At 67.2% G+C, this 12,583-nt stretch carries 6 protein-coding genes; 5 read left to right on the forward strand and 1 reads right to left on the reverse strand.

Translation table 11 applies throughout. From position 1 onward, the window contains the following. Positions 1-57 precede the first annotated feature (57 nt). Both ACM9HJ_RS22015 and ACM9HJ_RS22020 read left to right on the forward strand, forming a co-directional pair. Positions 58-6,312 carry a pre-peptidase C-terminal domain-containing protein gene (locus tag ACM9HJ_RS22015; protein WP_416573915.1) on the forward strand — a complete coding sequence of 2,085 codons (6,255 nt, stop codon included), beginning with the start codon at positions 58-60 and terminating at the stop codon, positions 6,310-6,312. Between the two features lie 126 nt (positions 6,313-6,438). Beyond that, complete coding sequence (locus tag ACM9HJ_RS22020) at positions 6,439-7,467, forward strand: LacI family DNA-binding transcriptional regulator (protein ID WP_416573916.1); 1,029 nt, start codon at positions 6,439-6,441, stop codon at positions 7,465-7,467. A 117-nt stretch (positions 7,468-7,584) separates the two neighbouring features. On the opposite strand, the gene ACM9HJ_RS22025 is transcribed toward ACM9HJ_RS22020, so the two are convergent. Beyond that, positions 7,585-8,355, reverse strand: a complete 771-nt coding sequence (locus tag ACM9HJ_RS22025) for a 4'-phosphopantetheinyl transferase family protein (protein WP_416573917.1) — start codon at positions 8,353-8,355, stop codon at positions 7,585-7,587. 263 nt (positions 8,356-8,618) lie between these two features. Between ACM9HJ_RS22025 and ACM9HJ_RS22030 the strand changes: the two genes are divergently transcribed. From ACM9HJ_RS22030 to ACM9HJ_RS22040, 3 genes are all read left to right on the forward strand, one after another. Beyond that, a complete protein-coding gene (locus tag ACM9HJ_RS22030) occupies positions 8,619-11,087 on the forward strand; it encodes a M1 family metallopeptidase (protein ID WP_416573918.1) in 2,469 nt (822 codons plus the stop codon). Then, on the forward strand, positions 11,084-11,596 hold the full coding sequence (locus tag ACM9HJ_RS22035) for a DUF6702 family protein (protein WP_416573919.1): 513 nt from the start codon (positions 11,084-11,086) through the stop codon (positions 11,594-11,596). Before ACM9HJ_RS22030 ends, ACM9HJ_RS22035 begins: the two co-directional genes overlap by 4 nt. 172 nt (positions 11,597-11,768) lie before the next feature. Next, complete coding sequence (locus tag ACM9HJ_RS22040) at positions 11,769-12,512, forward strand: polysaccharide deacetylase family protein (RefSeq protein WP_416573920.1); 744 nt, start codon at positions 11,769-11,771, stop codon at positions 12,510-12,512. Positions 12,513-12,583 lie beyond the last annotated feature (71 nt).

The raw sequence follows: 12,583 nt of genomic DNA on the forward strand, positions 1-12,583 counted from the left end.
CCGCCATGATTGCGCTTCACTAGATTGGTAATCCTTTCGGATCGGCGGGGGGCTGTGATGCAGGTGAATGGTACGGCGGGGAACGATTCACTGGTCGGCAGCTTCGGCACGGACACATTGGCCGGCGGGGCCGGCAATGACACGCTGGATGGCGGTTACGGCAATGACAGCGTCGATGGCGGGGCCGGGGATGACCTGCTGGCGCTGGATTACGGCGACGACACGCTGCGCGGCGGCGCGGGTGCGGACATCTTCACCTTCAACAGCGCCTCGGGCAACGACCTGGTGCAGGATTTCGATCCGGAGGTCGACCGTGTCAATGCCGGCACCTGGGTGGCGCTGGGCGGGGTGACGCTGCGCCTGGACGGGTCCGGCAATACCGTGATGTCCATCGCCGGCCTGACCGCCGTCACCCTGCAGGGCGTGGGCCAGTCGCAATGGTCGCGCATCCGCGACGTCGGTGGCACCAGCGTCTATTCGGTATCGGCGGATGATTATGCCGCCAGCACGGCGACCACGGGCCGGGTGACGGTGGGGGGCACCGGCACCACCGGCCGCATCGAGGCCACGGGCGACGCGGACTGGTTCGCCGTGGATGTCACGGCCGGCACGCAGTACCGCTTCACCCTGTCGGGGATAGACGGGGCCGGCGGCACCCTGTCGGACCCGTATCTTGAGCTGCGATCGTCCAGCGGCGGCCTGCTGCTCAGCGACGATGACGGCGGCACGGGCCTGGACAGCCAGATCAGCTATACGGCCACCGGTTCGGGTCGGCTCTACCTGGCGGCCTCGTCGTTCGATTTCCTGTTCGGGGATATGGGCACCTACCGGCTTTCCGCCGTGGCCGTGACGGCCCCGGTCGCGGACGATTACGCCGCCAGCACGCTCACCACGGGCCGGGTGACGGTGGGGGCGGCGGGCACCACCGGCAGCATCGAGAGGGTGGGCGACGAGGACTGGTTCGCCGTGGATGTCACGGCCGGCACGCAATACCGCTTCACCCTGGCGGGCCGCGACAGTGACGGCGGCACGCTGTGGGACCCCTATCTGCGGTTGCTGACCTCCAGCGGGGTGCTGCTGTTGTCCGATGATGACAGCGGCACGGGCGTGGACAGCCAGATCACCTATACGGCGGCCAGCACCGGCCGGCTCTATCTGTCGGCCACAAGCCTGATGTCCGGTACCACCGGTTCCACCGGCACCTACCGGCTGTCGGCCACCGCCCTGGGTACGGCCGATGATTATGCCGCCACCACGGCGACGACGGGCCGGGTGACGGTAGGTGGCACAGGCACCACCGGCAATATCGAGACCACCGGCGACAAGGACTGGTTCGGCGTGGATGTCGTAGCCGGCACCCAGTACCGCTTCACCCTGTCGGGCGTGGATGGGGCCGGCGGCACGCTGGTGGACCCTTACCTGCAGCTGTTGTCATCCAACGGGCTGCTGCTGACATCCGATGATGATGGCGGCACGGGCCTGGACAGCCAGATCACCTATACGGCGGCCAGCACGGGCCGGCTCTACCTTGCGGCCGGGTCGGCCGATTTCCAGACCACAAGCAGAGGCACCTACCGTCTGTCGGCCGTGACCGTGACGGCCCCCGCCGCGGACGATTACGCGGCCGGCACGGGCACGACGGGCCTGCTGACGACGGGGGCGGCGGGGGCCGCCGGACGGATCGAGGCGGCCGGCGACAAGGACTGGTTCGCCATCGATCTGGTCGCGGGCAACCATTACATCTTCACCCTGTCGGGGGCCGATGGCGGTGGCGGCACGCTGGTCAACCCCGCCCTGCAGCTGATGTTCATCGAGGGAAGCCCGACCAGCTCCGACGATGACGGGGGCACGGGGCTGGACAGCCAGATCACCTATACCAGCCATTTCACCGGCCGCTACTATCTGTCGGTCGGGTCCAGCGCCAACCTGGCCTCCGGGACCGGCAGCTATCGCGTGTCGGCCATGGTGATCCCCGACGATCAGGTTTCCGGGTCGATGACCACGGGCCGGGTGGCGGTGGGCGGCACGGGCACCACCGGCACCATCGAGATCCAGGGCGACGGGGACTGGTTCGCCGTCGATGTGACGGCGGGCAGCCGGTACCGGTTCACCCTGTCGGGTGTGGATGGCGGGGGCGGCACCCTGGCCGATCCCTATCTGGTCGCGCATTCCATGCTGAGCGGCGACATCGTGGCGCAGGACAATGATGGCGGCACGGGCCGGGACGCGCAGATCACCTACACCGCGACCAGCACGGAAACGCTGTATCTCGCCGCCAGCACGCTCTACCAGGCGAACGGTACGCCCGCCACCACCACCGGCACCTACCGCCTGACGGCCGAACTGGTGACCACGCCGGCACCCGCCGACGATTATGCCGCGACCACCGCGACGACGGGGCGGGTGGTGGCGGGCGGTGCCGCCACCACCGGCCAGATCGAGAATGTCGGCGACAAGGACTGGTTCGCCGTCGATGTCACCGTCGGCACCCGGTATTATTTCGTGCTGAACGGCACCGCCACCTCCGGCCTGGGCAACCCGACGCTGGAGCTTCTGTCCGCCACCGGCACGCGCCTGGTGGCCGATGATGATGGCGGCCCGGGGCTGGGCAGCCAGATCGCCTATACGGCGACCGGCACGGGCCGGCTCTACCTGTCGGCCGCGGCCAGCAGCCAGACGCCGGGCATCGTCGGGAACTATCAGCTTTCCGCCCTGATCGACGATTATGGTGACGCGGTGACCGGCACCGGCATGCTGGCCGTCGGCGGGTCGCTTTCCGGCACGATCGAGGCGGAGGGGGACAAGGACTGGTTCGCCATCGACGTGACGGCCGGCACCCAGTACCGGTTCAGCCTGTCGGGCCGCGACGGCGGCGGCGGCACGGTGGCCGATCCGGGGCTGGAGCTGCGCTCCGCCTCCGGCCTGCTGCTGGCATCCGACGATGATGGCGGCACGGGCTTCGACAGTCTCCTGACCTACACGGCGACCAGCACGGGCCGGCTCTATCTTGTCGCCGATGCCTCGCTGATCACCCCCACCACGGGCAGCTATCGCCTGTCCGCCAGCCGGGTGGAGGTGGTGGATGATTATGCCGGCACCACCGGCACGACGGGACGCGTGGCCGTGGGCGGCAGCGCCACCGGCAACCTGGAGGTGGCGGGCGACAGCGACTGGTTCGCCGTCGATCTGGCGGCCAATACCCGCTATGTGATCGGCCTGTCGGGCCGCGATGGCGGCGGCGGCACCCTGTCCGATCCGCTGGTGCAGATACACAACAGCTTCGGCACGCTGCTGGGCGACAATGACGATGGCGGCATCGGTGCCGACAGCGAGCTGTCCTTCACCACCACCAGCGCCGGCCGCTATTACATCGCCGCCACCGCCTATGATGGTGCCTACACCGGCACCTACAGGGTGGCGGTGACCCAGGCGGCGACCGACGATTATGCCGGCACCGCCGCCACGCAGGGCACGGTGGCGGTGGGCGGATCGGTCACGGGACGGCTGGAGGCGGTGGGCGACCAGGACTGGTTCGCCATCGATCTGGTGGCGGGCCGGACCTACAGCTTCACCCTGTCGGGGCTGGATGGCGGCGGCGGCACCCTGGACGATCCCTGGCTGCGGCTGCTGGATGCGGCCGGCCAGCAGCTGGTGTCCGACGATGATGGCGGCACGGGGCTGGACAGCCTGCTGACCTTCACCGCCACCGCCGGCGGGCGCTATTACCTGTCGGCGGAAGGGGCGTCGGACACGGAGACCGGCAGCTATCGCCTGTCGGCCAGCGTGCAGGAACCGCTGACGCCCGACCCCGCCGGCCCCCTGGGCGGTACGCCCGCCGACCCGCTTTTCGCCCGGCAATGGCACCTGAACGGCATCTATGGCATCAATGTCCTGCCGGTCTGGGCCGATTATACCGGCAGCGGCGTGCGCGTGGGCGTGCTGGACCAGGGGATCGATCCCAGCCATCGCGATCTGGACGACAATCTGCTGACCGGCCTGTCGCGGGTGGCCGCCACCGGGGCGGCGGGCGGGGCGCCGCAGACGGGCGACGATAATCACGGCACCGCCGTGTCGGGCGTCATCGCCGCCGAACGCAACGGGTCCGGCGGGGTGGGCGTGGCCTACAATGCCGACCTCGTCTCCTATTACGACCCGCTGAGCAGCTCCACCACCGTCTTCGCCGCCACCAGTTCGGCCACCTTCCTGCGCGCCATCGGCACGGTGGACGTGCTGAACAACAGCTGGGGCTTCGGCAATTTCTTCAAATCCACGCCCAACCGCGCCTTCCTGGACGATTTCGACAGCAATCCGTTCAACATCTCCGGCGCCGCCCTGGCGCGGCTGGCGGCGGAAGGGCGCGGGGGCAAGGGCACGGTGGTGGTGCAGGCGGCCGGCAATACCGGCCAGTATGGCGACGATACCAACCTGCATAATTTCCAGAACAGCCGCTTCGTCATCACCGTCGCCGCCACCGACAGCAACGGCGCCCTGGCCAGCTTCAGCACGCCGGGCGTGTCGGTGCTGGTGGCCGCCCCCGGCGTGGGCATCGTCACCGCCGACCGGCCGGGTGCCGCCGGGTACGAGGGCGGGGACAGCGCCACCCTGGACGGCACCAGCTTTTCCGCCCCGGCCGTGGCGGGGGTGGTGGCGCTGATGCTGGAGGCCAATCCCGACCTGGGCTATCGCGACGTGCAAGAGATCCTGGCCCTGTCGGCCCGGCAGATCGGCGCCGCGACGGGCGGCTGGACCGGCAACGCGGCCCGCACCTGGAACGGCGGCGCCATGCATTACAGCGAAGGCTTCGGTTTCGGCCTGGTGGATGCCCGCGCCGCCGTGCGCCTGGCGGAGACCTGGCACGGGCAGCAGACCACCGCCAACGAGGCCGTGCTGTCGGCCAGCGCCACAATGGCCCCGGTGCTGGCCATCCCCGACGATAATGCAACGGGCGTGTCCACCACCCTCAGTCTGGCCGGGGACCTGACCATCGACCGGGTGGAGGTGGATCTTTCCATCGTCCATAACTGGATCGGTGACCTGCGGGTAACCCTGACCTCGCCCTCGGGCACGACCTATGCCCTGGTCGACCGGCCGGGGCAGGGACGGTTGTCGAATTTCGGGTCGTCGCAGGACAATGTCGGCTTCACCTTCGGGGTGGCGGGACTGCTGGGCGAACAGGCGTCGGGCGAATGGCGCCTGTCGCTGTCCGACCGCGATGGCGGCATCACCGGTGCCCTGACCGGCTGGGGCCTGCGCGCCTATGGCAATAGCGGCAGCGCCGACGACAACCATGTCTTCACCGACGAGTTCGCGACCCTGGTGACCGGCAATGCCGGGCGCGCCAGCATCACCGACAGCGATGGCGGCCATGACAGCCTGAACGCGGCGGCCGTGACCGCCGCCGTCAGTTTCGATCTGGCCGCCGGCACGGGGGCCATCGGAGACAGGGCGATCAGCTTCACCGCCGGCGCCTTCGAACGGGCGGTGGGCGGCGACGGGGCCGATACCCTGACGGCGACGGCGACCGGGTCGGCGCTGCTGGGCGGGCGGGGGGCGGACACGCTGACCGGCGGGGCCGGGGCCGACCGGCTGACGGGCGGGGCGGGCGATGACCGCATCACCGGCGGCGGCGGCATCGACATCACCTTCTACGACAATCCGCGCGGCAGCTTCACCCTGACCCGCGACGGGGACGGGTTCACCCTGACCGGGCCGGAGGGGACGGACCGGCTGAGCCAGGTGGAAGTGGCGGTGTTCAACCGGGGTGCGCTGCTGCTGGGCGGGCCCGGCGTGTCGCTTTATGACGAGGCCACCTATCTGGCCAACAATCCGGACGTGGCGGCGGCCGTGCAGGCCGGCGCCTTCACCTCCGGCCGGGCGCATTACGACGCCTATGGCAGGACGGAGGGGCGGTCGGGCCTGGACTGGTTCGACGAGGATTACTATCTGGCGCAATATCCCGATATCGCCGCCGCCGTGCGCGGCGGCGCGCTGGGCAGCGGTCTGGCGCACTGGCTGTCCAACGGCAAGGCGGAAGGGCGCAATCCGTCGCTGTTCTTCGACACGTCCTATTACCTGGCGGAGAATCCGGACGTGGCGGGGGCGGTGCGGGCCGGGGCGGTCACGGCCATCGACCATTACCTGTCCTTCGGCATGGCCGAAGGCCGGGCCGCCACGCCCTTCTTCAATGCCGCCGCCTATCTGGCGGCCAATCCCGATGTGGCGGCGGCCGGGTTGAACGGGTTGAAGCATTTCCTGGAGTTCGGTTACGGCGAAGGGCGGCTGGCCGCCGTGGATTGGGATTATTTCGGATAAGGAATGGATTGTCGTGTCGGGAACGGAATGAAACCGCCCCGGCCCCCGCCTTTCGCGCCGATTGCCAGACCCCCGGCCGGGCCTATATGCTTAACGGCAGGGAGAAAACGGGCAGAAGCCGGGACAATGCGGGCGAAAAGGCCGACATCCTTCGATATCGCCGAGATCGCGGGCGTTTCGCAATCCACGGTCTCGCGCGCGCTGCGCCGGGACAGCATGGTCAGCGAGGATACGCGCCTGAAGGTGGAGCAGGCGGCGCGGCTGCTGAACTACAAGGTCGATGTCAATGCCCGCAACCTGCGCTCCCAGCGCACCAACACCCTGGCCCTGCTGCTGTACGAGGATCCGGGCACGTCGGAGAGCCTGATCAACCCGTTCTTCCTGTCCATCCTGGGCAGCGTGACGCGGGCATCGGCCAGGCGCGGCTATGACCTGCTGATCTCGTTCCAGCAATCCAGCAATGACTGGCATGCCGACTATGCCGCGTCCAAGCGGGCCGACGGCATCATCTTCCTGGGCTATGGCGACTATACCTCGTACCTGGACAAGATATCGTCGCTGGACGAGGCGGGCATCCAGTACATCACCTGGGGCCCGGTGCTGCCGGGCCAGCCCGGCCATTTCATCGGGTCGGACAATATGCAGGGCACGGCCGACGCCGTTTCCCACCTGATCGCCACCGGCCATCGCGACATCGCCTTCCTGGGCGACATTTCCGAGAATTGCCCGGAGTACCGGGACCGCCACCAGGGCTATGTCCAGGCGCTGAAGGCGGCCGGGCTGGTGCCCGACCCGGGCTTGCGCCTGGATGCCCAGACGTCGGAGGAGGCGGGGTTCGCCGCCGCGCTGCGTCTGCTGGACGGCGGCAGGCGGTTCGATGCCATTGTGGCCGCCTGCGATCTGGTGGCCATCGGCAGCCTGCATGCGCTGCGCGATCGCGGCGTGTCGGTGCCGGGCGACGTGTCGGTGGTCGGGTTCGACGATATCCAGGCCGCCAGCTATACCAACCCGCCGCTCAGCACCGTGCGCCAGGACACGGTGGCGGCCGGCGAACTGCTGGTGGAGAATTTGCTGCGCCTGATGAACGACCAGCCGCTGGAACGCACGATCATTCCGGCGCGGCTGGTGGTGCGGGGGTCGACGAAGGCGCGGTGAATTGATGGCGTAGGTCAGGTCGAGGCGTGAGCCGAGCCCTGACACTTATTGGCACCGTCGCTTGTCAGGGCTCGGGCTGAAGCCCTCGACCTGACCTACGATCTTACAGCCTCACCCTCACACCAGGATCGGCGCGCCATCGGCCAGCGCCGCCAAGCCGTCGGCGGTGACGCGCAGGTGGCGCAGGGTGCCGGGGGGGCCGTTCAGGCTGGCCGCTGCCAGGACATGGCCGTCCACATCCCATTGCGACAGGCGCCAGTCGCCGGCGGCGCGCAGCCATTCCTCATGCAGGGCCAGGACCGGGCCGGCATCGCCCTTGGGCGGGGTGACGGTGAAGCCGGTCAGTTCCTGCGACAGGCCGCGGCCGGTGGCCTTGATCACGGCTTCCTTCAGGTTCCAGATGCGCATGAAGCGGGCGCGCTTGGCGTCCTCATCCTCTTCGGCGCCGACCTGGGCCACTTCCTCGGGCGAGAACCAGCGGTCGGCGATGTCCAACTCGACATTGCGCGCGGGCACCAGCGGTTCGATATCCACGCCGACCTCGCCCTGCGCCGACACGGCCACGGCCACCATCGACCGGGAATGCGACAGGTTGAACGACGCCCCGCCGCGCACCAGCACCGGCTTGCCATAGGGGCCGTCATTGAAGGCCAGCGATCCTGCCGACCGGCCGGTCCAGGCCGACAGGAACAGGCGCGTCAACCCGTGGGCGGCGATATAGGAATTGCGGTCGGCATCGAACTGGAAACGCGCAGCACGCTCCCGCTCCGTGCGGTCCAGCGTGTGCGACAGGGGCGCCAGATCCCGCGTGCCCAGCCCATCGACGTCCAGGGTCACCACGATCACGTCATGTCGCCAGTCGCCACGCACGGCAAAACCGTCCCGCATCCGATGTCCCCCGTTTCCAGAAAGCGCGGATGATAGGCGGTTGCGCACAGTTTGGTAAGGAAAGAAGCCCCGACGCAGGGTGAAGGCCGCCCCGCGATTCCCGAAGGGCGGAGGGAGTGACGCCTGTTACTGTTCCGTTACAAGAATCCTCCGATTTTAACCCTGATAATGCTTTGTCGGCGCCAATCCCTCTCGCATTATCAGCACCTTGTCGGCAGCGGATGCGTTCGGACGCGCACCCGGCCGTGACGCGGGGGTTGTTGATGGGGTACTGGCAGGGACGCGTGGCGCGCCTGATGGCGGCCGCTGCTTTGGTATTGTCGGCGAATGCGGCATCAGCGGATGCCATCGTGCAGACCAAGGGCGATTGGCAGGACAAGTTCCGCCAGCTGGAAGTCGATCTTCCCACCCCCAATACCTATCGCACGGCATCGGGTGCGCCCGGCCACCAGTACTGGCAGCAGCGCGCCGATTACAGCATCGACGTGAAGCTGGACGCGGCGGGCAAGCGCCTGACCGGGCGGCAGACGGTGCGCTACCAGAACAACTCCCCCGATAGTCTGCGCTATCTCTGGCTGCAGCTGGACCAGAATATCTACAAGGACGGCTCCATCGCCGAGCTGACGCGCACGGCCAGCCCGGCCAAGGATGGCGGCGACCAGGTCACCTATGGCGCGCTGGCCCGCGCCCAGGCGCTGAAGGATACGCATTACGGGATGGAGATCGCGTCGGTCACCGACGGGTCGGGCACGAAACTGTCCTATACCGTGGTCGACACGATGATGCGCATCGACCTGCCCCGGCCGCTGTCGCCCAATGCATCCTTCACCTTCAAGGTGGAATGGGCGCACAACATCATCAACCAGGATATTGTCGGCGGGCGTTCGGGGTACGAGCATTTCCGCGACAACAATACCGACCTGTTCTTCATCGCCCAGTGGTTCCCGCGCATGGCGGCCTATACCGACTATGCCGGCTGGCAGCACAAGGCCTTCCTGGGACGCGGTGAATTCACCCTGGAATTCGGCGATTACGATGTCGCCATCACCGTGCCGGCCGACCACCTGGTCAGCGCGTCGGGTGAATTGCAGAATCCCGGCGACGTTCTGACCGGCACGCAGCGCGACCGGCTGGCCAAGGCGGCCAAGGCCGACAAGCCGATGTTCATCGTGACGCCGGAAGAGGCGCTGGCGAACGAGAAGGAGACGGACAAGGCGACGAAGACCTGGCGCTTTGCCGCCAAGAATGTCCGCGATTTCGCCTTCGCCAGCTCCAACAAGTTCATCTGGGATGCGATGGGGGTGAGCCAAGACAACCCGGCCGGTAACCCCGTGCTGGCCATGTCCTTCTATCCGAACGAGGCGGAGCCGCTCTGGTCAAAATATTCGACCTGGGCCGTGGCGCACACCATCAAGACCTACAGCAAATATTCCTTCGCCTATCCCTACCCCACGGCCCAGTCGGTGAACACCTGGGACGGTGGCGGCATGGAATATCCGATGATCACCTTCAACGGATACCGGCCCACCACCGACAAGAAGACGGGCAAGCGCACCTACTCCGCCAATGCCAAGTACGGGTTGATCGGTGTGGTCATTCATGAGGTCGGGCATTTCTATTACCCGATGATCGTGAATTCCGACGAGCGGCAATGGAGCTGGATGGATGAGGGCCTGAACACCTTCGTCCAGAATGTCGCCCATCTGGAATGGGAGGAGAATTTCGGGGAGCATCGCCGCAAGGTGAACCTGCCGTCCGAGATCACCAGCTACATGACCAGCCAGGGTCAGGTGCCGATCATGACCCAGTCGGATTCGGTGCTGCAATTCGGGCCCAACGCCTATACCAAGCCGGCCACGGCGCTGACCATCCTGCGCGAGACGGTGATGGGGCGTCAGCTGTTCGACCATGCCTTCCGCGAATATTCGCAGCGCTGGAAGTTCAAGCGCCCGACCCCGTCGGACTTCTTCCGGTCGATGGAGGATGCGTCGGGCATCGATCTGGACTGGTTCTGGCGCGGCTGGTTCTACACGACCGACCATGTGGACATCGATCTGGCCAGCGTGCGTGAATACCGCATCTCCACCGGCAATCCCGATGTGGAGAAGGCGTTCCAGCGCGACGAATACCGCCGCGACAATGTCGAGCCGCTGGCTCAGATCCATAACCGCGAGGAAGGGCTGAAGACGCTCTTGGCGCGCGAGCCGGACCTGAAGGATTTCTACAACGAGAACGACAAGTTCAGCCCCACCAACAAGGACCGCAACAAATACGCCGACCTGCTGGAAGGGCTGGAGCCGTGGGAGCGCGACGCGCTGGCGCGGGCGGAGAAGGATGGCGACTGGGTCTATTTCGTCGATTTCGCCAACAAGGGCGGGCTGGTCATGCCGCTGCCGCTCCAGATCACCTATGCCGACGGGACGGAGGAGTTCCTGATGATCCCGGCGGAGATCTGGCGCTACAACAGCAAGGCCGTGACCAAGATGCTGATCCGCCCGAAACAGGTGGTGGGCATCGAGCTGGACCCGCGCCAGGAGATCGCCGACGCCAATCCGTCCAACAATGGCTTCCCGCGCAAGATCGCGGCCTCGCGCCTGGAACTGTACAAGGCCAAGGACGAGACGCAGGATCTGATGGCCGACATGCTGGTCGAGCTGAAGGCCAAGAAGGAAGGCGAGGGCAAACAGGAAGGCGGCAAGGATGTGCCGCTGACGCCCGGGGAACAGAAGTGACGGGGTTCAGCCGGCGCCGGCTGCTGGTGCTGGCGGGTGCGGGGCTGCTGGCCGGCCCCGCCTTCGCCCACCGGGCCCGGTCGGCGCTGACGCTGGTCACCTGGAACAAGGCGGCCGGTCTGCTGGAGATCGACCATTCCCTGCACGGCCATGACGCGGAAATGGCCCTGGACCAGATCGAGCATGTGGCCGGTCCCGACCTGTCGCTGCTGGAGCATCGGGCGCGGCTGGCGCTCTATGTCGAGGCGCGGTTCGCCCTGTCGGTGCCGGGGGCGGGACCGCTGGCGCTGAAGCTGCTGGGGGCGGAGCAGGAGGGGGACAATGTCCATCTCTATCAGGAGATCGCCCTGCCGGCCCCGCCCGCCCGCCTGGGTGTGCGGAACAATATCCTGCGCGACCTGTTCGCCGTGCAGATCAATCAGGTGAATTTCGACATGAGCGGCGATCCCGACCGCATCCGCACCCTGAGCTTCCTGGGTGGGGACGGGGAGAAGGAAGTGTCGTTGTGATGCCGTAGGTCAGGTCGAGCCGCAGGCGAGCCCTGACGATATTGCTTTCAATCCTTTTCTGTCAGGGCTCGGCTTGCGCCTCGACCTGACCTACGAACTGGTTCGTTGCGAGAAAACGCGATACGGTAGCGCTAACAAGACGCCCCAAGGCGGAAAACCGGGAGGATCACCTGTGAAGCGCTGCCATCTGTTCGTCCCCCTTCTGTCCCTGTCCATCCTGACCGCCGCCCCTGTCCTGGCGGCCGTTTGCGGCCCGGACACGCTGGGCACCAGCCGCACCCTTACCCTGAAGCGCGGCCAGGGCGGCACCTGGGGCACGGTGCAGCATCCGGCACTGCCGGGGCTGGAGAAGGGCGAGGTGGTGCTGACCTTCGATGACGGGCCGGCGCGGGGGCTGACGGAGAAGGTGCTGGACGCGCTGAAGGCGGAATGCGCCCATGCCACCTTCTTCATGACCGGTGCCAACCTGGAACTGAATGGCGACCTAGCGCGGCGTGCGGTGGCCGAAGGCCATTCGGCTGGTATTCACAGCTATAGCCACCCGCATCTGAAGACGCTGACCGACGACGCCCAGCTGGCCGATCTGAAGCGCACGCAGGAGGCCTATCGCAAGCTGTTCGGGCGCCTGCCGCCGGCCTATCGCTTCCCGTTCCTGGAGGAGACGCCGGCGCTGCTCTCCGCGCTGAAGCAGCAGGGGGTGGATGTGTTCTCCATCGACCTGGACATCACCGACTGGCAGCCCGCCGACACCACCGACATGCTGGTGGAACGGCTGGAGAAGAAGCTGGCGGAAAAGGGTGGCGGCATCATCCTGCTGCACGACGCCAATGGCCCGACGGCGGCGGCGGCGCCGAAGCTGCTGCGCCTGTTGAAGGAGAAGGGGTACCGGCTGGTGCATCTGCACTGGGCGGATTGAGGGGGCCGTCTCTTAACCGTAGGTCAGGTCGAGCCGAACGCGAGCCCTGACAGTATTGCTTCCAAGCCTTC

Origin of the sequence: Niveispirillum sp. KHB5.9, from assembly GCF_048066115.1 — a bacterium.
Taxonomy (GTDB): domain Bacteria; phylum Pseudomonadota; class Alphaproteobacteria; order Azospirillales; family Azospirillaceae; genus Niveispirillum.

Excerpts from the sequence above, each read along its gene's own strand:
- ACM9HJ_RS22025 (WP_416573917.1), bottom strand. The coding sequence starts at position 8,355 with ATGCGGGACGGTTTTGCCGTGCGTGGCGACTGGCGACATGACGTGATC.
- ACM9HJ_RS22030 (WP_416573918.1), top strand. The coding sequence starts at position 8,619 with ATGGGGTACTGGCAGGGACGCGTGGCGCGCCTGATGGCGGCCGCTGCT.
- ACM9HJ_RS22015 (WP_416573915.1), top strand. The coding sequence starts at position 58 with ATGCAGGTGAATGGTACGGCGGGGAACGATTCACTGGTCGGCAGCTTC.
- ACM9HJ_RS22020 (WP_416573916.1), top strand. The coding sequence starts at position 6,439 with ATGCGGGCGAAAAGGCCGACATCCTTCGATATCGCCGAGATCGCGGGC.